Genomic DNA, 23,877 nt, shown 5'->3' with positions numbered 1-23,877 from the left:
CCGCAGTCGCCGTCGTCCGCTAACGTCGCCGTCAAAACCCAGGATGCCCCTTTTCCCGTCACCCAGGAAAGAGGCATCCTGTTTCGCTCCGCAGGAGCATCTACGGCGATTCAGTCGTCACTCAGGAGTTGCAAAACTCCTTCAGGCCCACCTGAATCGATAATCCCCTTGAAGGAATCCAGCATCGCCGCCAGACCCCCCTCCGGAATGATCACGAGGTCGGAACACTGGAAGTACGCACCGCTGGCGCATTCCCCAGACCCCTGCCATCGATTCATCACCTGTTCGATCGCCCTTAGCGCCATGAACGTGGCACTCCATCGCGTCCCATCCAGGAGGCTTAGTTCAGCGTCAACGTTCTCAACGGTTTCCTTGTCGTCCTCCGCACCCAACATGAAGAGGGCACTGAACTGCTGGTTCTCTACGCGGTAGAGAGAGTCACTGACCATAAAGCTGATTCAGCCTCGCAATCACCTTGGACTCGCGTAGTGGTTTGCAGATTGGTCAGAATGTCGTCCAGCAAATCCTGCCCGGCGGTCTTCAGCCATGGGATTACTTTAGTGCCGAGTAACCGTCGGCCGACTCCGACCCCGCCTGAGGCTTTCCCTGTGGGCCCACTCACCATTCGGACTACCGATCCAGGACCGCATGAGTTTGCCGCACCAAGATACACGGGCCATCTGATGCGCTATCCCCGTCGAGCTCGACACTGAACCTGCGATCAGGAAAATCTGATCTCAGTTTGGCCGCCCACGCTTCAAGCAGGAACTGCGTGAGGCACAACTCGGCGTCCTCCACAGCTTCTGAACTTCCGGACCAATCGGCAAACAGATACCGAATCTCGAAGGTGTTGAAGCTGTCGACGAGCTGCCTCCATGCCATTTCGCCAGATTCACCGCGTGCAATAACCCGACGCTCGATCTCTTCCGCATCCCCCGCATTGAGCGCGAGGAACACAGATCCATTCACCAGCTTGGTCTCCGGCCAGAAGAGCCGCCCCAGAGAAAGAGCGACGTAGAGATTCGCCGATTCAGAGAACCGAGCATCCGCACATCTTCCGAGAACGTCGTCTACGGCTTCATGAATACCCATTCTCAGTACCCCAAAGGAAGATTTTCACGAGTGGCGCTTTCTCCGTAACCGCCATCCTTTGGATAGAACAGAGGCGGATTCACTCCGCTATGCGCTACACGCCTCCATGACCAGGGTTTCGTAGTCGTCTATCGACTCCAGGATCGCTGAAGCCGAAGCCAGCACCCGAGGGCGCCGCCGGATTGAACAAAACAGAGGAGCTCATCTCTTCAGATCCCATTCTCGGGCCAACGTTCGAATGGCGCGACCTCCGACAGTTCCTAATTGATCGCCTTCAACCCTCTGGCGAAGTCTTCGGCCAATTTCGAGAGCATCGCGACTAGCTCACTCCGTGCAATGCTCTCGTGCTCCGGATTTGGAACCCAATCGGTCCGCGAATCACAGTGAATCACCACGAGATCCCCGCTTGGACGGAAGGTCAAAGTCCTCTCGATACCCTGCGAGTAGAGATCCACCTCGACTTCGCGACGGTCGCGCACACTCGCCAGAAGCGACGGGAACTGCTCCATGAAGGCAGACAAGTCATACGCAACATCGAGCGGCCACTCATCAGTCCCGAAGCCGCCAATGTGGAACCTGCTACCTCCGGCATCAGAGAGGGCGCTACACGCCTCCATGACCAGGATTTCGTAACCGTCACCCGCCTCCGGTCTCACTGAAGCAGGCGCCGCAGCACCAGGCAGCTCGGCCGGATTGAACGACACGGAGAAGCTCATCTCTCCAGCCTCCTAGTTTGGACCAATGATCGGGAATCCCGTCTTGTACAGCCCATTCGGACTCGGGGCGATGGTAGCTGCCCGCGCTTAGACGATGCTCCCATCCGGCATAATCACCTGCCCCCATCCCGTCCGGAATGCTCGCCGTGATGTCGCCCGCGCCCATCCAGCTCCCATGGCGGCACAGTTCCCACGCCGTAACTCTGCACCGCCTCCAGCAACGTCGACGGCCCCGCAAGATGCCTTGCGGGGCCGTCGACGTTCGCCTGCGTTGCCGTCAGCGCTGCCGTCAAACACCGATATCTACTGCACGGCAAAAGACGGGCGTACTGATCTCGCGCTCATCGACAACAGGTTCTGTATGGGATTTCAATCTCCATCTAGACGCAACTTCATTTCCCCTTTTTCGCGACATTCGCGAGCCAACCTGAGTGCGCTTTCCAGGAACTCCTTCATTGCAGGATCTTCGACCCGCAAGAATTCGACCTCGATTTCCGAGATGAACTGATCCATCTCGCTCGAACTCAAGATCAGAGTCCCGTAGGGATCCACTCTACTCAGCATGGGGAGCACGCTCGATCCGCAAAGACGGGCGAATTTGTCGTGAAGATCGAGAACAGCGTCCACCTGACTCGTGCGCCGCCTCGTCGGGCTGCCCTCTCGTTGCCCCACGCGCACAAGGGCCACATCTACGCCCACAACACCTCCTTGGGTGAGAGCCCGATGTCACAACCACGCGTCACTCGGGCCCCTCAGACGGGAAGGCTGTGATTAGTTTTCGATCACGAACCACAACCCGAATATAGTACTGATCATCTCCAGCCCCGTTCCGGCCGACCGGATTCGGGAACTTGTGGTAGTACGCCCAGTCGCCGGTCTGGCCATCTAGTGCGCGATTGATCATTTTCTGGATCTTCGCTTTGCTCGTCGTCGAGAACTTGCTCTTGCTGGGGAGCTCGCCGCCGCGAACAACATGCCGATCCCATATATGGTCCAAGCGACCCTTCGAAATTGACACAGAGTAGCTGGAGTTGTGGACAAGCGCCGGCGTCTCACCCGCCACCACATAATACGTATGCACCCCAGAAACCGTCAGATCATGAGTCCGCTGCAACTCACTGAAATGACGGGTCGAGGCCACCCGTACCGTCGCACCGTCCGGCATCCGCATACCCGCCGTGCTGTCGCCCCGTGTCCACCCAGGACTTAGAATCCACCAACCAGAACAACCACCATCCGCTACCTGACGCAAGACGTTTAACCCCAACACCTTTAAGAAACTTCTCCCACACGCCACATCGGCGTCACCGCCGGCGTCTACGCCCACGTCCGACTCCGTCTCCAGCGCCAGGCCATCGACTCCCTGAGCAATGCACTGGCTGAGGGCGGCGGCCCCGAAGAGCCGCCGCCCTCAGCGGTGGTCGTCCGCTGACGTTGCCGTCAGCGTTGCCGTCAAACGGCGTTACACAGGACTCTGGCCGTCTGCTTCCACAGGAATATGGGCCACAGTCACTACACCAGTGAACGAGCTCTCCACCACAATGCGGTCGCCGGGAGAATACACCCAGAATTCCGGTACGGATTCCGCGATGTCCGACAGATGAGAGATAGAGAATTGAAGCCCCATCTCTACACTCGGAACCGCCAGACTCTCCCAGAAAAATATTAGGCCGCCAGCTTTCGGCGCGAACTGTTGAATTGCGACGCCCAGATCGACGGAACCCGACTCCATCGAGCTGAGCACCAAACCATCAGCAACCGCATCCCACGCAATTGCACCGTCAGAGCTACGCGGGTAATGACTAAGGCTTTCATGCTCGTACTGGAGATGCCGATCCAGGTTCAGCAACTGCACACCCGGCCGCCCAACCCAAGTCAGCCGTCGGTCACCTGCTGATCTGCACGAACCACTCGAACCATAAATCCAGGAAGGAGGTCGGGCCTAGTTCCGTATACACCGTCGAGCGTCATGAATTACCGCCAAGCGTTCTCGCGAAATCGTCTTCTGTTCCATTCCATGGCACTGCCCACTTACGTGCGGCGCCCCCTTGCCGACTTCCACGTTAATATGGGGACCCTTCGCCGGATCGTAATCCATCCTGAACCTCTTGAATTAGCCGTTCGTCCGAGTAGTGAATCCCACTACCTTGCGTAGGTAGTCTGCGCAGATTCAAGACGTCTGACGTACGGCTACCGAGTAGCTGGATCAACCTCACCCTAGGCAGGGTCACTTCTTGGCACGCCCCTCCGGAATTGTGCACCGGTACCGGAGTACCGCCCGCCACCACATAATACGTATGCACCCCAGAAACCGTCAGATCATGAGTCCGCTGCAACTCGCTGAAATGACGGGTCAAGGCCACCCGCATCGTCGCGCCGTCCGCAGTCGCATGCCCGCCGTGATGTCGCCCGCGCCCATCCAGGACTGAGAACCCACCGACCAGAACGACCACCACCCACCACCTGACGCAAGACATCTAACCCAACGCCTTTAAGAAAACTCCTCCCGCACGCCCACATCGGTGTCACCGCCGGCGTCTACGCCCACGTGCGGCTCCGCCTCCAACGCCAGGCCATCGACACTCTCAGGGGCATCCTCAGCCAGACCGACGCCCTGGACGACCCGCCCACCGCAACCGTCGTCCACTGACGATGCCGTCACCGTTGCCGTCAAACACCCCAGAAGCCCCGCCGGAACGAAATCCGGCGGGGCTTCCCGTTCATGCCTGGAAGTAGATCCGATCAGATTCTATGAAATGACTATTCGGTCTACCTCTGGGAGTGAAGTCGGTGGCTCATCGCCATACCAGGCGTATTCAAGGCTGGACAACATTCCCGATTCAGTCCAGAGAATAACTTCGCCAACAAGCTCACCCCCCTCTTCGATAACCGTGCAAGTTACCGGCACAACACCACTTGAGATAGGAGCACGAGGTGCGTCATCGGTGACTCGCAGGTCAACACTCGCAGAATTGGATCCCCATAGGGCCACCACACGAGCCTGATCAAGTTGATGACGGAGCTCTGCCGCTCCAGGGAGATCCACTTGCAGAATCCGCTCCACGACCACCCGCTCCTTAGCGGTCAGCGGGCGAGGTTCAACGGGAACCCGCATCTACTTACCTCCAGGGAACTTATCGGGGTTGAACGCCGTACCGATTCTCGGAACACCGTTTACGACAGCTCCTCGAATAGTCACGTTCTCACCATCAATGACTCGCCCCACTTCAAATCGCCCCCCTGCCGGAAGGTCGCTTGCATCGCCCAGGCTGTCCACGATACGTCGCATTGCCTGCTCACGGCCGCCAGAACGAGCGACTAGGTCAGCGAAGCCGTGCTTCTCCGGATCGATAACATGCTCCAGTTTTGCTGGCGTACTCGCCGACTTGTAGGTCTCGTCCAAGATTTCCGGACAGAGTCCACCCGAATTGTGAACCAGTACCGACGTCTCCCCCGCCACCACATAATACGTATGCACCCCAGAAACCGTCAGATCATGAGTCCGCTGCAACTCACTGAAATGACGGGTCGAGGCCACCCGTACCGTCGTGCCGTCCGGCGTCCGCAGTCGCATGCCCGCCGTGATGTCGCCCGCGTCCACCCAGGTCTTGGAGTCCATCACCCAGAACGGGTGCGTCACCGTTGCGACCAGGGAGTTTCGCTCGTCGCCGGTCAGCTTCAGGTCGACGAAGTCCTTGTCGTCTTCCGTGACGATGGTGCCGACCACCTCGCGGGGTGCGGTCTCGCCCGTTTCGGGGTCGGTTACCAGGACCTTGTCGCCGGTCTTGACGTCCTTGATGGGGCGGGTGGTGCCGTCCGCCAGCAGGACGTCCGTTTCGGGGAGGAAGCTGTGGGTGGGGCAGTCCGAGGGGACCGACTTCGAGCGGGCTCTCTTGCCTGAGCCGAGACGCTTGAGGCCCTTGCCAACGAGCTGGCCGGCCACCTTTCCTGCACGGCCAACAGCGAAGGCTGCCGCCCCCTCCTTGGCACAATCCCATTGTCCGGGATCCCCGACACAATCAATGGCCTTTGAAGCGTCAGGCGCGAATTTACTCAAGAGCTTCGCGAAGGAAACCCCGCTCCGCACCATGAGCTTCGGAAGCCCGTAGGCACCGAAGGCTTTTCGGACTTCTTGGTAGGGGTCCCCCATGTGGAACGGGTTGACATCGTCCGTCGACGCCGTAGCCCGATATGTGACCGGCCGATACCGAGCGACCGGTCGATACCGAGTAATCGGCCGCCCCACGAACCCACTACCCCCGCCCCCACCACTACCAAGGCGAGCGCCCGCCCCATGGCCATAGCTGCTGCGTACGTACCGCTTGGCCGTGTTGATGACGCGCTGGGTGAACTTCCTGACGAACGAGCCGAAGCCGCCGAACCACATCCCACTCGGATCGCTATAAACCAGCGGGTTGTTGTTCCCGTACGAATACCCGTGCATCTGTTGGGAGTCCGTCAGGTCCATGACCGGGTCGACGCTGATGAAGCGGCCCAGTTTCGGGTCGTACTCGCGGGCTCCCAGGTGCGTGAGGCCCGTCGTGGTGTCCTTCGTGCCGCCGATGAAGCCCTTCGTGCCGGGCCAGGTCGTCGGGTCGGTGCCGCGGGGGGCGCCGAAGGGGAGGGAGCGGCGTTGGGTGAGGGACTGGTCCGTGGCCTTGACGGCCAGTTCGCCCGTGCCGTGGTGGTCGCCGATGGTGTACGTGACGCTGCGGTCGTCGTGGACGACGGCCTGGTGGCCGTCGCCGAGGCCCAGGTAGCGGGTGGCCTTGGCCTTGGTCGCGCCCTTGGCGAGGGTGACTTCCGTGTGGCCCAGGTAGAGCGTGGTCTCGGTGTCGGTGCGGCCGATGAGGCGGCTGCCTTCGGCGTCGTACAGGTAGCTCGTGGTGCGGGTGCCCTTGTCGCCGACGGGTTCGGTGACCTTGGCCAGGTGGCCTTCCGCGTCCCAGGTCAGGTTCTGGGTGTCGCCGGCCAGGGTGCGGGCCCGCGTGTTGCCGGCCGCGTCGTAGTCGTAGCTGTCCAGCGCCGTGCCCGTGGGCCCCTTCGTGGCGACCGAGGTCAGCGCGTGCGGGCGGGGCTGGCCGGGGGCCGGGTAGCTGTAGGTGCGGGTGGTGTCCTTCGCGGTGGCGCCGCTCAGGTCGTGTTCGGTCTCGGTGAGGCGGTTGCCGACCTTGTCGTACGTGAACGACTGCCAGTACGGGGCCGGGCCGCCGATCACCTCGCCCGCGGGGGCCTTCGCGCAGGTCGCCGTGGGCTGGGTCCACGCCTGGGTGAGGCGGCGCAGGTGGTCGTAGGTGAAGCACTGGTTGTCGGTGCCCGACCTGGACACGTCGGCGATCGAGGTGACGTTGCCGATCTGGTCGTACTGGTAGGTGGCGCTGCGGTCCACGCCGGCGACGTCCTCGCGGTCGACCCGGGCGTTGGAGACCCGCTGGGTGCCCCATTCGTACGCGTACGTGGCCCACGTCTTGCGCTGGCCGTCGGTCAGGCCGAGCGCGTACTGCTGCGGCTTGCCCGTCAGGGTGTGCGTGATGCCAGCCCGGAAGCCGTCGCCGATCAGCAGGTTGGGGCGCTGGGTGCCCGCCTCGTACTGGTAGCTGACGGCGCCGCCGGGCAGTGATCCCGCCTCGCCGTAGCTGAGGCCGCGTTGCAGGCCGGAGAGGTGGAAGCTCTGCCCCGTCTGGTACGTGCCGGCCAGTGCACCCTCCGCCGCCGGGATCACGATCTCGCTCTTGAGCGCCCGGTAGAGCCGGTCGAAGTAGGTGACCTTCGAGGTGTAGGCCTGCCCGTCGACGTACCGGGTGGATTCCGCGAGTTGGCCCTTGCCGCCGCGCACCGTGTCGTACACCCACTTCGCGCGGAGCGTGCCGGTCGCCGTGGACTCGCGCAGTTCCGTCTTGCGGCCGAGGTCGTCGTAGACGTGGACCAGGGTCGTGTCGCGGGCGTCGGTGGTGGAGGTGAGTTGGTCGCGGTCGTCGTAGTGGCTGTGCGTGGTGCCCTTGTCCGGGTCGTCCGCACGGATCTGCCGGCCCTGCTGGTCGTACGCGTAGCCCCAGGTGTTGCCGGCCGGGTCGGTGACCTTCGCGAGCTGGCCGGCGGGGGTGTACGCGTAGCGGGTGGTGTCGAAGGCGGCGTCCGCCGAGCGCGCGTGGTGTTGGCGCAGTTCGATGGTCCGGTCGCGGCCGTCGACGATGCTGGTGGTGGCGGTGCCGCCGTCGGGCGGGATGACCGTGGTGCGGTCGCCGCCGTACAGCGTGCGGGTGGTGGCGAGCACCTTGCCGCCGTCGCCGTTGCCCGCCACCTCGCGCAGCTCGGTCTCCCGGCCGAGGCCGTCGTAGCTGTGCCAGGTCTGCGTCTCCACCGACAGCGCGTCATCCAGCGCGAACAGGTCGGTGCGCGGGGCGCCCTCCGCGTAGTACGGGGCGAACTTCTTCGCGGTCAGCCCGCGGTCGTCGTAGAAGACGTCGGCGAGCACCCGGCCGCCGCCGGGCCCCGGCTCCTGCACCTGCCGTTCGCGCAGCAGGCCGTCCAGGATCTGGTACGAGGTGCGCTGGCCGCCGGAGTTCTCCAGCGTCTTGGTGCCGATGGCGACGGCCTTGCCCTCGGTGACGGTGTACGTGAACTCGTAGTTGGCCGGCGTCGCGTTGGAGGAGGCGCGGTCGGCGAGCCAGATCTTGGTGGCGCGGCCGAGCGCGTCGTACGCGTACTTGGTGTGGTTGCCGTTGGTGTCGGTGATCGTGGTGGGTTGGCCGGTCGCGACGTCGAGCTGGGTGGTGGTGGTCTGGGCGGTGGTCGCGTCGCCCGCCGTGGCGGGCGGCGTGGTCTCGGTGATCTGGGTGGGGTGGCCGGTGGCCGGCGCGTACGCGGTGGTGGTGGTCCGGCCGTCGGTGCGGGCCTGGCGGACCGGGGCCGCGTCCCCGGTGGCGGTCACCGTCGCGGTCAGGTCGGTCTCGGTCAGCACCCGCCCGTAGCCGTCGACGCTCCGGCCGCTCTCCAGGTAGGTGGCCTTGGTGCCGTCGTGGGACTTGAGGGTGGCCGTCGCGGTGGTGTCGCCCTTGGTGGGCGTGGCGCCGTAGCCGCCGCCGTCGTACGCGGTGCGCACGTCGCCGATGACGTCCTTGGTCCGGTCGGGCGTGGCGGCGCAGCCCACGGCCACGGTCTCCTCGCGGGCGGTCAGCCCGAGCAGGTTGGCCGCGGTGTTGTCGGCGTAGCTGGTGCGGGTGCAGCGGTCGTCGGTGGTGGTGGCCGTGTCGCCCGCGTCATCGACCTGGGTGATGCGGCCGGCGACCGTGTCGTAGCTGGTGGTGGCCTCGGTGGTGCGCCACTTCTGGCCGGCGCCGTCGTCCAGCGACGTCCACTCCTTGACGTGGCCGGTGCCGGTCAGGTCGGAGGTGACGGTGCCCCAGTCGCGGACGCGCTGGGCGGTCTGGTGGTGCCAGGGCCGTTCGACGGTCTTGCTCAGCACCTTGCCGCCGGGCCCGGAGAAGGTGACGGTCTTGTAGCCGAAGCCGGCGGTCGCCGGGTGGTCGGGGATGGGGTCGCCCTCGCCGGCGCCGAGGGTGGCGCTGACCTTCTTGGTGCCGCCCGACGGGGCGGCGCGGTCGCCGTCCATGCCGCGCAGGAAGTAGTGCTCCTCCTGCGTCTTCATGCCGTCGGTGCCCTGCCCGCCGGAGTTGACCCGTACGTGGCCGTAGCCGCGCCACTGGGACCAGGTGCGGTGCTTCTCCTTGGTCAGGCCGTCGTCGTCGTCGAAGTGCCAGGCCGCGTCGCCCAGATAGGTGTAGCGGGTGACCTGGTCGGGGGCGCCGCCGGTGCGGTCGGTGCCGGTCGTCGAGGTGACGACGTACTTGTTGAACCAGTGCGTTTCCGGGTCGTCGGTGTTGGAGCCGCCCATGAACTGCGGGAAGCAGCGGGTGGTGTTGGACTGCGGGGTGGGCAGGCTGGCGTGCGCGCAGGCCGGGGCGGAGTAGCCGACGTCGACCTGTCCTCCGTACTCGTCGGAGACGGCGGACAGGCGGGACTTGATGAACGGCGCGTAGCCGTCGCCCGTCTTGTCCAGCCGGTTCTCCAACTGGGTGTAGGCGAACGTCGTCTTCGGCAGGGTGATCGGGGTGGCCGTGGCGTGCCCGGTGTGCTGGATGGAGTCGAGCAGCAGTTGCCGGTCCACGTCGGCCTCGCCCCAGCGGTGGCCGAGCGCCCAGGTGTCGACCTTGGCGTACCCGGTGCCCTTGAGGATCTCCGCGCTGACCTCGACCAGCCGCTTGCGGGTGAAGAAGCTGGGCGAGAGCCGGCCCTTGTCGCAGGTGGTGCCGGCCTTGCAGTTGAGGTCCCAGGGCGTGTCGTACCAGTAGAACTTCTTGTCGTCGATGGTCTCCGGCGCGCAGGTCACCCCGGTCTGCGGCAGGCACCGCTCGGCCTGCCCGAAGTCGACCCTGGCCAGCGCCTTCTCGGCGTACAGGTCAACGGACTTCAGGCCGTACTCGATGCGGTCCAGGTAGCCGCCGCGGGTGTACGGGGTGTCGTCGGTGTCCTTGAGGTTGCGACCGTAGGAGTTGGTCTCCTTGTCGTAGTAGTAGGCCATCGCGTTGCCGTGCACGTCGACGACGTAGTCGAGGTTCCAGCGCCAGCCCTGTTGGCACCAGGAGTCGGCGAAGGCGGCCTTGTGGCAGGGCTCGTTGGCGTCGTCGCCGTAGACCGGGACGGTCCAGGTGGAGTCGGTGGTCTCCTTGCCGCTGGCCCAGCCGGGGAGGCGGTGGTAGCCGAAGAAGTACTGGGTGCCGTCGGTATCGGTCACCCGCCAGTACTCGTTGTCGTTGTCCCCGTTGGCCCGGTCGCCGCTGGTCAGCCGGGTGATCTTGGTGCCGTCGTCCTTGCGGAGCTGCCACTGGTCCTTGCCGGTGGGGACGAGTTCGCCGCCCTTGCCGTTCAGGGTGAGGAACGCGTTGTCGTAGCCCCAGCACAGGTCGCCCGGCTCGCTGCCGTCGGCGTTCTTCACGCCGTCGTCGTAGCAGGGCTTGTAGCGGCGCTCGATGAAGCCGGGCGAGAGGTCGAAGCCGTCGCCGACCCAGGACGCCTGGTTGTTGGTGGAGCTGGTGCGGCCGTCCAGGGAGCCGGACGAGTACGACAGGCTCAGGTCGGGGGCGAGGTCGCCGGGGACGTCCGGCGCCTCCATCGGGTAGGACCAACTGAAGTCGCCGGTGTTCAGGTCGGTCTGCCAGGCGGCGGACGGGGCGAGCGTGCTCGCCTTGTAGTCGCCGGTCTTGCCCTCGTCACCGGCGACGGCGGCGAGCACGGTCGGCACGCCGGAGTGCAGCGGCACGGTGGCCGCCCGGAGCGTGCGCCGCTCGGTGTCGTTGACCGTCGCCACGGGCGTCTCCACCCGGCACTTCGCCTCGTCCGGCGAGGTCAGCGCGCAGGCGGGGAGCTGGACGAGGGTGAGCCGGGAGAGGTAGCCGCCGCCGTACGCCTCGGCGAAGGAGGAATAGTCGAGTTCGAGGGTGGTGGCGGTGGCCGCCGGCTTGGGGGTGTCGGTGGTGGGTGTGGTGCCGGTGGCCGACTGCTGTTGGGCGGCCAGGGAGACCAACACACCTGCCACGCCCGCGCGTTCGGCCGTCTTGCGCGGCTCGATGCGGACGGTGACCTCGGACTCCGCGGCGCCGACCGCCGTGCGGGGTTCCGTACCGGGTTCCGTACGCGGTGTCGCACTCGCGCCCGATGGGGTACGCGCCGGCGCCCCGGTTCGCGCACGAGGCTTCGCGGTCTCGCCCGCGGGCTGGCGGTCGGGCTGTGCCGGGGCCAGTGTGATCGGCAAGCTGCCGGCGCGTACCGGGGCGGCCGGGGTGGTCGCCTTCGCCGGCGAACGGTGCTGGTCGGCGGCGGGCAGCCGGACCGTGGCGGTGCCGGGCCGCGGCCAACTGGCCCGCGGCGCCCGGCGCGGGGTGCGCGGGCCCTCGCTGACCGCCCGCGGCTTGGCCGCGCCGAAGTCGGCGCCGGCGACGGGGCGTTCGGAGCGCGGCAGGTCGGGTCGGCCACTGCCGTCGTCGGCCGCGCTGGCCCCGGTCTCGCCGGTGGCCTGCACCAGGCCGGCGATCAGCGCCACCGAGACGAGCACGCCGACTCTTCGGCGCGTCGCCCGTCTGCGGCGGGTCGGGGTGGGTCTGTCGTTCATCGTTCTCCTCACTGTCTTCGGGGGGCAGCAGGTCCCTTGCGGATCGCTGCGGGTCTCGCGGCGGGCGGGGCCGGAACACGCCGGGGTGGCCCGGCGGGGCGGGGCGGCCGGCCGCAGGCATCGATCGCCGTGCGGCGGGCCGCCCCGGTCCGCCGTCAGCCCTGCGGGACCTCCGTCGGGGCGCCGTCCCTGGCCTCGGCCAACCAGGCGAGCTGCTCGTCGCTGAGCGCCCCCTGGAAGGCCCACACGTCGTCCACCGCGCCGGGCCAGTACTCGCCGAAGGTGCCGGCGGTCTTGGCCCGGCCGACCTGGAGCGCCTTGGTGCCGGCGAAGGACAGCGCGTTGTCGGCCCAGGAGACCCGGTTGGTGCAGGTGGCGTCGTCGGCGCTGCCGTCGCCGTCGGTGTCGGGGCAGACCAGGGCCTCGGGTTGGCCGTTGACGTAGAGCCGGAGTTGGTCGGCGAAGCCGTCGTAGACGAGTGCCAGGTGGTTCCAGTCCCGGACGTCGACGAAGGAGCCGCTCTGCACGGTGGTCACCGCCGCGCCGTCGGCATCACTGGCCGGCAGCGTCACCTGCCAGCGCCCCGGGGAGTCCGCGCCGGGGCCCGGTACCCAGCGGACGGTGACCGCGCTGCGCCGGTTGCCCTCGATGCTGAGCACCGTGGCGGGGCCGTCCGGTACCGCGGCTGCCTGTGCCCAGCCGGCGACGGTGAAGCTGGCCGCGGTGTCCACGGGGGCGCCGCCGGTCGCGGCGTGGTCGTCCTCGCCGTCCAGGAGCAGCGCCCCGCCGTCCACCCAGCCGGGGCCGATGCGGGCGCCGGAGCCGAGGGTCAGCGCCCGGCGGGCGGCCGACTCGTCGGGCGAGGTGGCGGGCGTGCCGGTGGCCGCGTCCAGCTTCCAGCGGCCCTTGACCAGCGGGCGCTGCCGGAAGAGCTGCCGCACCTCGTCGTCGGTGACCACCCGGTCGTAGAGCCGCACCTCGTCCAGGTCGCCGCGGAAGAAGCCGCCGGGCCCGTCCGCGTACTGGGCGGCGCCCAGGCTGACCTGGCCGCGGGCCAGCCACGGGGTGGTGAACGGCTCGGTGGCCTTCAGCGCGCCGTTGACGTACAGCTTGAGCTCGCCGACGTCGTAGTCGTACGCGGCCACGACGTGCGCCCACTCGCCGAGCCCGGCGCCCGCGCAGGTCGGCTGGGTCTCGGGGCAGGGGCGTTGGGCGGCGCGGGTCACCGGGGCGTTCGGGTCGTCGGCGCCGGCGCGCAGGAAGACCCAGCCCAGGGTGGGCGAGTGGTAGAGCTCGAAGCCGCGCAGGGTGCTGCCGGCCTGGCTGACGGCGACCATCGAGCGGTCGCCGCGGTCCCGCGGCAGCTTGGCCCACAGCGAGACGGCGAAGCTCTGGTGGGTGTCCAGGACGGGTTGGCCGGTGCGGACGTGGTCGTCGGTGCCGTCCAGGGCGAGGGCGGTACCGGCGACGCCGGGCGCGCCGAGCGTCGGGCCGCCGTGTGCGGTGCCGGCGACGCGCTGGCCGCGGCCGGTGACGGCGGGTGCGGTGGCGTCCTCGTCCAGGTTCCACACCACCTTGGCCGGTCGGCCGCCTGAGGTGACCGGCTGCTTTGCGGCCAGCGTGCCGAGTTGGGCGTCGCTGAGCTGGTAGTCGAAGAGCTGCGCCTCGTCCAGGTCGCCGGTGAAGTGGCCTTCGCGGTTGCCGTAGTGGGAGGCGACGCCGAGGTAGGTGGCGCCGCGGGCGTCCCACGGGTCGCGGTAGGCGGCGGTGCCGGCCAGCTTCCCGTTGACGTACAGCCGCAGTTCGCCCGCCGGGTGGTCGAAGACGCCGGCGAGGTGGGTCCAGGTGCCGAGCCGGCTCGCCGGGCAGCCGGTGTCGGCGGCCGGGCAGGGGGCCTGGGCGGCGCGGGCCACGCCGTTGCCGGTGGCCGCGTCGCCGGTGTGCCGCAGGAACACCCAGCCGCCGGACGCGCTGGAGTAGTACAGCTCGTAGCCGCTGGCGTGGGTGCCGGCCTGGGAGATGACGACCGGGGTGCCGCTCACCCCACCCGCGGGCAGCTTCGCCCAGGCGGCGACGGTGAAGCTCTTGCCGGTGTTGAGGACGGGCGACGCGGTGGCGGCGTAGTCGTCGGTGCCGTCCAGGTGCAGGCCGCCGCCGGTCACGCCGGTGCCGCCGGCCCGCGCCCCGCCGGCGAGCTCGGCCGGCCAGCCGCCGCCGACGCCGCTGACCTCGGTGGCGCCGGCGGGCTCGTTGAGCTCCCAGGTCATGCGGTCGGGTTGGCCGGCGCGGACCCGGAAGGAGTAGGTGCGGGGTTCGCTGCCGTTGCCGGCGGCGTCGAATGCCTGGGCGGTGATGAAGTTGACGCCGGGCCTGGTCGGCAGGAAGCGGAGGGTCTTGGCGCCGCCGCCCGAGGTGTTCAGGGTGTGCTTGCTGCTGGGTTGTTCGTTGACGCCGAACCAGTAGCGCACCACGTCGGGCGTGGCCGATTCGATGGCGAAGGTGCCGTACCTGCCCACCCCGTCCCGCCAGGGGTCCTCCGGGTTCTCCGGGTCGGAGGCCGGGTACTGCCCGGAGCTGATGGTGGGGCCGGCCGGCACGCTGGTGTCGAGCACCAGGTTGCAGCCGTGCGCCGATCCGTCGTAGCTCCAGGGCGACCACTGGGCGCCGTCCCACACCCGGGCGTGCCAGTCGACCCGCTTGTTCTTGGGCAGGCTGGCCGGCAGTTTGGTGGAGAAGTCGGAGCCGGAGCGCTTGAGGGTGCTGGTGGCCGAGGTCCAGCGCGGCTTCCAACCCTGTCCGTCGCCGGCGTCCCAGGTGGCTTGGAACTGCACGCCCACGCTGTCGCCGTCGGGGTCGGTCACGTGGTTCACCCGCACCGTCGGCAGCGACCGTACGCGCACCGCGCGGTCCGCCGGCTGGCAGGTGCCGCCGGGGTCCGAGGTGAGCTGGGCGGTGCGCAGTTGGGTGGGCCTGCGGTTGTACTTCACCCGCAGGTACGCGTCGTCGGCGAACCGCTTCCAGCCGTACCGGTCGCTCTCGTTGGAGGCGCGCAGGCCGAAGGTGATCGAGGGCCAGCCCTGCTCGGCCGCCTGCCGCACCACGCCGGCCACCTCGAACTCGGCGTCGGCCGCGGCGCACCCGTCGGCGCCGTACGCGAAGCTCTTGCTCCGCAGGTGGTCGGCCCAGAAGCCGCTGGCGTTCTGGGAGTTCCAGGTGGTGGCCGACGAGATGGCCTTCGTACGCCACAGCTGCACCTCCCGCGCGTCACAGGAGGCGGCGTGCGTCTCGCGCACCACGAACTCGGCGGAGAGGACGGAGCGGCCGGTGAAGCGGGAGCTGGGGATCTGGTAGAAGAGCCGCTTGGTGTCCTCCGGCTTGCAGTAGGCCCAGCCGCAGTAGCCGAGCCCGGCGTCCGGATCGCCGTTGAACTTCCACTGCGGGGTGCCGGCCCAGTACTTCGATGCCACCGTCCAGGAGGAGGCCCGCGGGGAGTACCACTGCGGGTCGATGTACACCGGGTAGACGGTGTCCGCGCCGGTCAGCAGCTCCGCGTCGGGCGTGAGCACCAGCTCGGAACCGCCACCGCCGACCTCCACGCCGACCGGCGCCGGCCGCCCACCGCCGGCGCTGCCGGGGCTGGGGACGGGGGCGGTGTCCGTACGGGGTGTGGGGGCGGTGGTGGAGTTCGCCGTGCGCGGCGTGGGGCCGGTGGTGGCGTGCTCGGCGGCGGACCGGCCGGTGGTGCCGTCGCCGCCGGTGCCGGGCCGGCTGGTGGCGTCGGGCTGGCTGGCGCTGCCGTCATTGTTGATGCCGTCATCGCTGGTGGCGGGCCGGCTGGTGGCGTCGGGCCGACCGGTGGTAGGCCGGTCGGCCGCGGGCCGGCTGGTGGTGGCACCGGCCGTACGGGCGGTGCCGGCGCGGGCCGGCTGTGTGCCGCTGGAGTCCCACATCACCGGCTGCGGCGCCTCGAACACGGGGTTGCCCGCTCCGTGGTCCACGGCCTCCAGGGCGCCGCCGGGCGCCTCGCGTACGGTCACGCCGTCGGCGGCGATCCGCAGCCGCAGTTCGGCGAGTTCCTTGCTGGCCGCGGCCTCGGCGCTCTTGACCACCAGGAGTTGGGAGAAGCCGTCCACCTCGGCGGTCAGCCGCAGGTCGACCCCGGGCAGCACCTCCGGGTAGACGGCGGCCTCGGCGTCGAGCCGCGGTGCGGGGAGCGGCTTGGGCCAGCTCAAGGCGAGTTCGCGGCCGGCTCGCCGGAGCCTGGCCATGGGCGCCGTACCGCCGCCGGAGAACTCCACGTCCACCGCCGTGCCGCCGGGCACCACCGCGCCGTCCGTCGACCGGCGCAGCGTGGTGTCGACCGGCCGCCATCCGGCGCCGTCGCGCACCCGCACCGGGCGTACGTGCTCCCGCGCCTCCAACTCGCCCCCGGGCGTGGCGAACACCTCGCTGGTCTCGGTCCGCAGCGAGGTCACCTCGACGCGGGCGCCGGTGCGGCGGGCCAAAGCCAGGGCTGCGGATTCGGTGGGTGCGATGGTGCCGGTGGATGCGGTGCCGGTGGATGCGGGTTCGGCGCCGCCGGAGTGGTCGGCGGGGCGTTCGGGTGAACGTTTCTTCGCCGCTCCTTCGGCACCGTGCTTCCGCGCACCGGGCTGCCCGTCGGCACCGACGCCGGCATCGGCCCGGTCATCGGCGGTCGCCGACTCCCGCGACGCCGCCGCCCCCTTCGCCGCGTGGCCGTTCGCCTCCGCGGCCCCCGCGGGCAACAGCCCCACCGCCAGGGCGACGCCGAGCGCCCCCACCACACCGCGCACCCCGCGCAGCCTTCTTCGCCCCGCCATTCCCCGGCCCCTCGCTCAGCGCGCGACGATCGGCGTCGCACAACGCGGGTGACCGTAGGGATACGCAGCGGAGTTGGTCCACGCCAACAAATACCCATAGAAGCCCCAAAGGATCTTCACAGGTCGACATATCGATATGACACTGATCACAACTTCAACCAGCAGGTGAGAGCCGAATGACGTCCAGGAGTGGCGCACACAACGACTACACATCGTGGATGAGTCGTGTGCACATGGTGAAGCAGGGGAGGGTCGCGAGGGACGGACGTGGCGCGTGGGGCGCCCCACCCCCCTAATCCAGCAACGGATTGGGCCGACCCACCACCACGTCCTGAGCCGCCCGGACGAACCCGCGGAGTTGCTCCGTCGTCGACGCGGTGCGCCACAGCAGGCGCCAGTCGAAGGGTTGGGCGTCCTCGATCGGTACGTACGCGACGTCGGGGCGGGAGTCGAAGCGCTGGGCGTGGGCGGGGACCGGGTAGACGCCGCGGCCCGCGCCGACCAGGGCCAGCATCTCCTGGATGGTGCCGAAGTCCGGGCCGCGTTCGACGGGGTGGCCGGCGGGGGTGGCCGGCGGTACGGCCAGGGCGTCCACCTCGGGCGTGAGCAGCCGGGGGCGCAGCACGACGGTACGGGCCAGGTCGTCGAGGCGGACCGCGGCGCGGCGGGCGAAGGGGTGCCGGGCGGAGACGGCGAGCACCGGCGCCTCGCTGAAGAGCACCGGGCTCTCGCTCATCCCGGCCCACAGCGCCGGGGCCACGCAGAGCAGCACGTCGATCTCGTCACCGGCGAGCAGGGTCGTGGCGTCGGCGTACCGCTGTTCGAGCGCCTGCACCTCGCCGGCGGTGTGCCTGGCCCGGAAGACCTCCGCCACCTCGTACACGAACATGCCGACCCCGGCGCCGATGAAGCCCACCCGCAGCACTCCGCCGCCGCCCCGGCCGGCCTCGATCGCGCGGGCGACGGCCGCCTGGATCTGCTCGTACGCCGGGGCCAGGTCGTCGCGGAGTCGGCTGCCGATCGGCGTCAGCGCGACCAGTCGGCTGGTGCGGTCGAACAGCCGGGCCCCGATGCGGTGTTCCAGCTTCTTGACGGCCTGGCTGATCCGGGCCGACGACACGTGCAGCCGTTCGGCGGTCCGGCCGAAGTGCAGTTCGTCGGCGAGCGTCAGGAAGATCTCGATGTCGCGCTGTTCCACCCTGCCCCCTCATGCATAACCCATAGGTTAACGGACCGTTCGGATTAAGCCGTTGTTCATGGTTGGCCGATGGCCGAGAGTTGAGTCAACGCAGCGGCCGGGCGGGGACGGGGGCCGGCCGAGGGGCACGGGCCCGACCCGTCCGCCGCGTTCCACCGCCTTCCGGCGGCTTCCGGCGGCTTCCCGGACGGGCGGTCCGCAGGAGCGGCCGTCCGGAGCAGGCCGCCCAACCCACCACACCCTCCGGGCACACCCATGCCCGCACCCACACTCACACCGACACCGACACCGACACCCGCACCAACTACCCAGCGCCTTAAGCCACTTCGGCCATCTCCACCACCTCAATCACTCCAACCTCAACGGGGGAATCACCATGACGCACGGAACGACGCTCATCCTGGGCGGCACCGGCAAGACCGGCGGCCGGCTCGTCCGCCGACTGACCGCACACGGGCTGCCGGTGCGGATCGGCTCGCGCTCCGGCGGGCTGCCCTTCGACTGGGAGCAGCCGGCGACCTGGGGGCCGGCGCTCGACGGGGTGCACGCCGCGTACGTCTCCTACTACCCCGACCTGGCCGTGCCCGGTGCGGTCGAGACGGTCACGGCCTTCACCGAGTTGGCCGTTGCCCGCGGCGTCCAGAGGCTGGTGCTGCTCTCGGGCCGCGGCGAGGACGCGGCGCTGACCTGCGAGAAGGCATTCGCGGCTGCGGCCGGCAGCGGAAGCGGCGCCGACGTCGACTGGACCGTTCTGCGCTGTAGTTGGTTCAGCCAGAACTTCAGCGAGGGCTACCTCTACGAACCGGTCGCCTCCGGCACGGTCGCACTGCCCGCGGGGCCGGTGGGCGAGCCGTTCATCGACGCGGACGACATCGCCGACGTGGCGGCTGCGGTGCTCACCGAGGACAGGCACGCGGGCCGGGTCTACGAGCTCACCGGCCCCCGGCTGCTCACCTTCGCCGACGCCGTCGCGGCCATCGCCGCCGCCACCGGGCGCCGCGTCGACTACGTACGGATGGAGCTGGCCGACTACGCCTCCGCGCTCGCGGCCGACCAGGTGCCGGCCGATGTCGTCGGCTTCCTGACCCATCTGTTCGGGACGGTGCTCGATGGCCGAAACGCTCGGGTCACGGACGACGTACGGCGCGTACTCGGCCGCCCCGCGCGTGACTTCGACGACTACGCCAAGGACGCGGCGGCGGCCGGCGCCTGGAACGGAGCGTGAGGAAGACATGTCACTGAAGACCCTGCACACCGCCGCCCTGCTCGCGGCGACGCTCACCACCGGTCTGATGGCCGGCCTGTTCGCGGCCTTCTCGTACGCGGTCATGCCCGGGCTCGGCAAGGCCGGCGACCGCACCTTCGTGGAGGGCATGCAGCGGATCAACACCGCCATCCTCAACGGCTGGTTCATGTCCTGCTTCCTGGGCGGCCTGGCCTTCACCGCCCTGGCCCTGTTCCTGAACCTGCGCTCCGGCGCCGACCGCTCCGCCCTGCCGTGGATCATCGCCGGCCTCGCCCTCTACCTGGCGATGTTCGTCGTCACCAGCGCCATCAACGTGCCGCTCAACGACGCGCTGGCGAAGGCCGCGACGTCGGGCAACCCCTCTGAACTGGCCGCCGCCCGGCAGGACTTCGAGTCCAAGTGGGTCACCTGGAACACGGTCCGCGCCATCGCCAACGTCGCCGCCTTCGCGGCCCTCATCTGGGCCCTCGTCCTCCACGGCCGCGCCACGCCGACCGATTCGGAAGCGCCGGGCGCGAGCGGGACGCACCGCGGCTCCACCCCGATGAGCGCGGCGGGCGCACCGTCCCACCCGGGGCCGGCGAGCCCGACCGCACGGCCCGCGGGGGCCGGACCGCAGGGCATGGGTCCGTACGGGACGGACTCGCACGCATCGAATTCGTACGCATCGAATTCGTACGGATCGGGCTCGTACGGTCAGACGCCGGGGTCGGCATCCGCCTCGGCGCCCAACCCCGCGGCCAGCTCGGCCAGATAGCCGGCGACCGGGCCACAACTGAGGAAACCGCTGCCCGCACCACCCAACTCCCCTGCCGCAGGCGCCAGTTCAGCGTGAGCCCGGCGCATCGCGGGCCGGTCGTCGAGGGTGACGGCGGCCCGGGCCAGCAGGCACCACAGAGCCTCCCGCAGCAGGTCGGCGGGGGGCTCCGGGGCCTGCCGGAGCGCGGCGGCGGCTCGTTCCCGACGGCCCAGGGCCAGCAGCACCAGCGGCCGGGCCCACGGTGCGTACGGGCCCCAGTCGGTGTCCGGGTCGGTCTGCGCGGGCAGGCCGTGCGAGAGCCGCAGGCAGAGCAGCGTCAACGCGACCCACCCCCGTTCGAGCCCCGGCATACCGGCCCCCGCGAGCAACCCGCCGACTTCCCGGTACGCGGCCTCGGCCACCTCGTAGCGGGCGGGCGGGTGCTCCGCGTCCGGCGGGTTCGGCGCCCGGCGCGCCCCTCCTTCCGGCGCGGGCGCCGCCGGACCCGGGCCGTACGCGGCGAGCCGGAGCGCCCGGTACCCCCGGGTGAAGACGCCCACCAGCGGCAACTCGTGCCGTGCGGCCAGCCAGTCGGCGGCGTCGGCGTGCCGGTCGGCCGTACCGAAGTCGGCCAGTGCGCTGCGGGCCTGGACGCGGATGAGGTGGCCCAGCACCTCGTAGGTGACCAGGCCGTGCCGGGCGGCCAGGGCGACCAGTTCGACCCCGATCCCGTCCCGGCGCGGCGCCAGCCCCGAGCGCCGGCAGCTCTGCATGAACAACCCGTTGAGCGCGAACGCGAGCAGGTGCGGGTCGTCCAGCCGCCGGGCGAGCGCGACGGCCTCGCGGGCGGCGGAGGCGGGAGGGGTACGCGGCCCGGGAGCCGCGACAGCGGGACGGGTACGCGCGCGCGGGCCCGCGTCCCCCGCCGCCCGGCCGGCCTCGGCACAGGCCGCCGACCCCACACCGGCCCCGCCCGCCACTCCGGCCCCGGCGCTCCCGGCCGCCGCGAGCCCACTCGCCGTACGGACCGTGCCCGCCGTACGGGCCCCGCTCGCCGCACCGCCCGCACCCGGCGTACGGGCCGGCTCCGAAGGCGTACCGCGGGACTCCACGGCGATGGTGGCCAACAACCGCGCCCGGGCAGCGGCCCGTACGGGGTGACATCCCAGGTCAGGGCCGATGCCAGAGGCGGGGGCGGGGTCCGGGCCGGGCCCGCGATCGGGACCGGGATCGGGATCGGCATCGGGACCGGGACCGGGACCGGCATCGGCATCGGCATCGGCATCGGCATCGGCATCGGGCCAACGGTCGGGTACCGCGCCGGAGGGGCGGCCCGGAGCAGACGAGTGGCCCGCACCGAAGGCACGGCCCGAGCCCGACGGCCTCCCCGCACCAGACAGGTGCTCCACGCCAGGTGGGCGCTCCACCCCAGACAGGTGCTCCACCCCAGCGGGGTACTCCGCGCCAGGCGGGTGCTCCAAGGCCGCAAGCGCGGTCAAGGCGCGTTCCGCCGCCGCGACGACCTCCGCCGCCTGGGCCGCATCGTCCGTGCGGGTCCAGACCGCCGGTACGTCGTACGCGCCGATCACCCGCGCGACCAGCTCCGGATCGCCCGTCTCCTCCGCCGCCGCGATCGCCGCCAGGCGGTGCGCCCTGGCCGCCACCAGGCCCCGGCCGCCGGTGACGGCGAGGCCGCGCAGTAGCCCCACGGTCGATTCCAGCCTGGCCCGCGCGCCCGCCGACACGGCCAGGTCGTAGTCGGCGGCGGCCCGCGCCCACACCTCGGCCGCGGCGCCGGCCACGGCGACCCCCGCGCCCCCGCGCACATCGCCGGCCACCCCCGCGCCCCCGCCCGTCACCAGCTCGGCCTCCCCGCCCAGCCGGTCGGACTGTGCCAGCACGTCCGACTCCAGGCGACGGAGCGCGGGGCCGGGGTCCACGCCGAGCTGTTCGACCAGCAGGGTGCGGGCCCGGCGCAGCACGGCGAGGGCGTCGCCCTGTCGGCCGCTGCGGTAGAGCGGGAGGGCGAGCAGCCGCCAGGCGTCCTCGCGCCAAGGGTGTTCGGCCACGTGCGCGTCCAGGTCGGGCACCGCATCGGCGGCCAGCCCGAGCGCCAGCCTGGCGCCGGCCCGCCGCTCGACCGCCTGCAACCGCAACTCCGCCAGCCTGGCCCGTTCGGCGCGCGCCCAGGGCGCGTCGGCGAAGTCTGCGTACCCGGGCCCGCGCCACCAGCCGAGCGCCTCCTCCAGCGCGGCGAGTGCGGTGGCCGGCGGCCCGGCCGCGGCGCGCGTAAGGACCCGCTCGAAGCGCCAGGCGTCCACCGTGTCGGGCTCGGCCCGCAGCGCGTACCCCGGCCCCTCGGTGACCAGCAGCCGGGCCGGCGCCCGCGGCGGACGCTCGGGTTCCAGTGCGCGGCGCAGCGCGGCCACGAAGGTGCGTACGGCGCTCACCGTGCCCGCCGCCGGCTCCTCCCACAGGTCCGCCATCAGGTGGGTGACGGGTACGACGCGGCGGCGGGCGACGATCAGCCGGGCCAGGACCGCCCGGTGCCGCGGGCCGCGCAACGCGATCGGCTCCCCCGCGCCGTCCCAGGCCGCGACCGGCCCCAGTACCCCGAACACCACCCGCACCCCGCGTCACCTCTCCCTCTCCCGCGCCACCGGTCGGCACCCGACTGTTCACCGTAGAGCGCGCTCATTGAACGCTCATCGACGCCCGGCAGGCTGGTAGCGACCCACCCCCGCACCCCGCCCGGAAGCCCGCGGCACACCCCCAGCGCCCCGCCCCACCCCCTCCCGGCACTCCTGCTCTCCCCGGCAGACTCACCCTCTCCCCCCAGCAAAGGACGACGCACCATGGCACCCCACCCGACCGAGCCCCGCACCGAACGCCCCGCCGAGCACCTGGCCGAGCGCCAGGCCGAGCGCCGTACCGGGCCCCTCAACACGATCGATGGCTTCGCCTACCAGCGGGTACGGGTGGCCGACGGTGTCGCGCTGAACGTGGCGGTCGCCGGCTCCGGCAGCCCTATCGTGCTGCTGCACGGCTTTCCGCAGACCCACCTCATGTGGCGGCACGTGGCCGCCGAGCTGGCCACCGACCACACCGTGATCTGCCCCGACCTGCGCGGCTACGGGGCGAGCGACAAGCCGGCCGAGGCGGGCCCCGACACCTACGCGAAGCGGACCATGGCCGCTGACGTGGTGGCCCTGGCCCGGGCGCTGGGGCACGAGCGGTTCGCGCTGGCCGGGCACGACCGGGGCGCGCTGGTCGCCTTCCGCGCCGGGCTCGACCACCCGTCCGCCGTCACCCATCTGGCCTGTCTCGACGTGTTGCCGACCCTGGACATGTGGGACGTCCTGCACGGCACCACCGCGACGGTCGGCTTCCACCTCTATCTGATGGCCCAGCCCCCGGGCTTCCCCGAGGAGTTCATCGCCGCGGCCCCCGACCTCTTCTTCGGCCACTTCCTCGACCTGTGGAGCAGCGGCCCGACGTCCATGCCCGCCGACGTACGCGCCGCCTACCTGGCGTCCTGTCGCGCCGCGGTCCCGTCCATCGTGGCCGACTACCGCGCCTCGGCCGGCATCGACGTCACCCACGACGAGACCGACCGCACGGCCGGCAACCAGTTGCGCATGCCGGTGACCGTCCTCCAACAGGACTGGGGCGCGGCCCTCGGCTTCGACGCCCGCGCCCGCTGGCGGGCCTGGGCCCCCGACCTCACCCACACGACGGTGACCTGCGGCCACTTCATGGCGGAGGAGTCACCTGCGACGGTCGCGGCGGCGCTGCGGGGGTTGTTGGCTCGGTAGGGGCGGGGGCAGGGGCGTACGGGAGGGCGCCGGCCGGTGCGGGGCGGCGACCCGGACGGCCG

12 protein-coding genes and 1 pseudogene are annotated in these 23,877 nt (G+C 70.0%); 3 read left to right on the top strand and 10 right to left on the bottom strand.

Annotation, left to right across the window (positions count from 1 at the left end; genetic code table 11):
* Positions 1 to 110 precede the first annotated feature (110 nt).
* The 9 genes from ACMA1D_RS11350 to ACMA1D_RS11310 form a co-directional block, all read right to left on the bottom strand.
* On the bottom strand, positions 111 to 449 hold the full coding sequence (locus ACMA1D_RS11350) for a hypothetical protein (RefSeq protein ID WP_414723772.1): 339 nt from the start codon (positions 447 to 449) through the stop codon (positions 111 to 113).
* Positions 450 to 630: 181 nt separating this feature from the next.
* Positions 631 to 1,092 carry a hypothetical protein gene (locus tag ACMA1D_RS11345; RefSeq protein WP_414723771.1) on the bottom strand — a complete coding sequence of 154 codons (462 nt, stop codon included), beginning with the start codon at positions 1,090 to 1,092 and terminating at the stop codon, positions 631 to 633.
* A gap of 260 nt (positions 1,093 to 1,352) precedes the next feature.
* On the bottom strand, positions 1,353 to 1,808 hold the full coding sequence (locus tag ACMA1D_RS11340) for a hypothetical protein (RefSeq protein WP_414723770.1): 456 nt from the start codon (positions 1,806 to 1,808) through the stop codon (positions 1,353 to 1,355).
* A gap of 369 nt (positions 1,809 to 2,177) precedes the next feature.
* Complete coding sequence (locus ACMA1D_RS11335) at positions 2,178 to 2,507, bottom strand: hypothetical protein (protein WP_414723769.1); 330 nt, start codon at positions 2,505 to 2,507, stop codon at positions 2,178 to 2,180.
* A 40-nt stretch (positions 2,508 to 2,547) separates the two neighbouring features.
* Positions 2,548 to 2,979: a hypothetical protein gene (locus tag ACMA1D_RS11330; RefSeq protein WP_414723768.1), complete on the bottom strand. Its 432-nt coding sequence runs from the start codon at positions 2,977 to 2,979 to the stop codon at positions 2,548 to 2,550.
* Positions 2,980 to 3,270: 291 nt separating this feature from the next.
* A complete protein-coding gene (locus ACMA1D_RS11325) occupies positions 3,271 to 3,663 on the bottom strand; it encodes a hypothetical protein (RefSeq protein ID WP_414723767.1) in 393 nt (130 codons plus the stop codon).
* A 1,260-nt stretch (positions 3,664 to 4,923) separates the two neighbouring features.
* The gene (locus tag ACMA1D_RS11320) at positions 4,924 to 11,976 is read right to left on the bottom strand and encodes a polymorphic toxin-type HINT domain-containing protein (protein ID WP_414723766.1); all 7,053 of its coding nucleotides are present in this window, start codon (positions 11,974 to 11,976) and stop codon (positions 4,924 to 4,926) included.
* Between the two features lie 155 nt (positions 11,977 to 12,131).
* A complete protein-coding gene (locus ACMA1D_RS11315; RefSeq protein ID WP_414723765.1) occupies positions 12,132 to 16,817 on the bottom strand; it encodes a LamG-like jellyroll fold domain-containing protein in 4,686 nt (1,561 codons plus the stop codon).
* A 292-nt stretch (positions 16,818 to 17,109) separates the two neighbouring features.
* Positions 17,110 to 18,015, bottom strand: a complete 906-nt coding sequence (locus ACMA1D_RS11310) for a LysR family transcriptional regulator (protein ID WP_414723764.1) — start codon at positions 18,013 to 18,015, stop codon at positions 17,110 to 17,112.
* A gap of 376 nt (positions 18,016 to 18,391) precedes the next feature.
* Here ACMA1D_RS11310 and ACMA1D_RS11305 point away from each other — a divergent pair, with 376 nt between their 5' ends.
* Entirely contained in the window at positions 18,392 to 19,240 is an 849-nt protein-coding gene (locus ACMA1D_RS11305; RefSeq protein ID WP_414723763.1) for an NmrA family transcriptional regulator, read from the top strand.
* Between the two features lie 7 nt (positions 19,241 to 19,247).
* Positions 19,248 to 20,018, top strand: a complete 771-nt coding sequence (locus ACMA1D_RS11300; RefSeq protein ID WP_414723762.1) for an anthrone oxygenase family protein — start codon at positions 19,248 to 19,250, stop codon at positions 20,016 to 20,018.
* A gap of 1,454 nt (positions 20,019 to 21,472) precedes the next feature.
* On the opposite strand, the pseudogene ACMA1D_RS11295 reads toward ACMA1D_RS11300, so the two are convergent.
* Positions 21,473 to 22,630: pseudogene (locus tag ACMA1D_RS11295) on the bottom strand (AfsR/SARP family transcriptional regulator); the annotation flags it as partial.
* 225 nt (positions 22,631 to 22,855) lie between these two features.
* Here ACMA1D_RS11295 and ACMA1D_RS11290 point away from each other — a divergent pair.
* Positions 22,856 to 23,815: an alpha/beta fold hydrolase gene (locus ACMA1D_RS11290; protein WP_414723761.1), complete on the top strand. Its 960-nt coding sequence runs from the start codon at positions 22,856 to 22,858 to the stop codon at positions 23,813 to 23,815.
* The last annotated feature ends 62 nt before the right edge of the window (positions 23,816 to 23,877 follow it).

This window comes from Streptomyces sp. 796.1, from assembly GCF_047525675.1.
In the GTDB taxonomy this organism is placed as follows: Bacteria; Actinomycetota; Actinomycetes; order Streptomycetales; family Streptomycetaceae; genus Streptomyces.
This window is presented reverse-complemented; position numbering and strand designations above follow the sequence as displayed.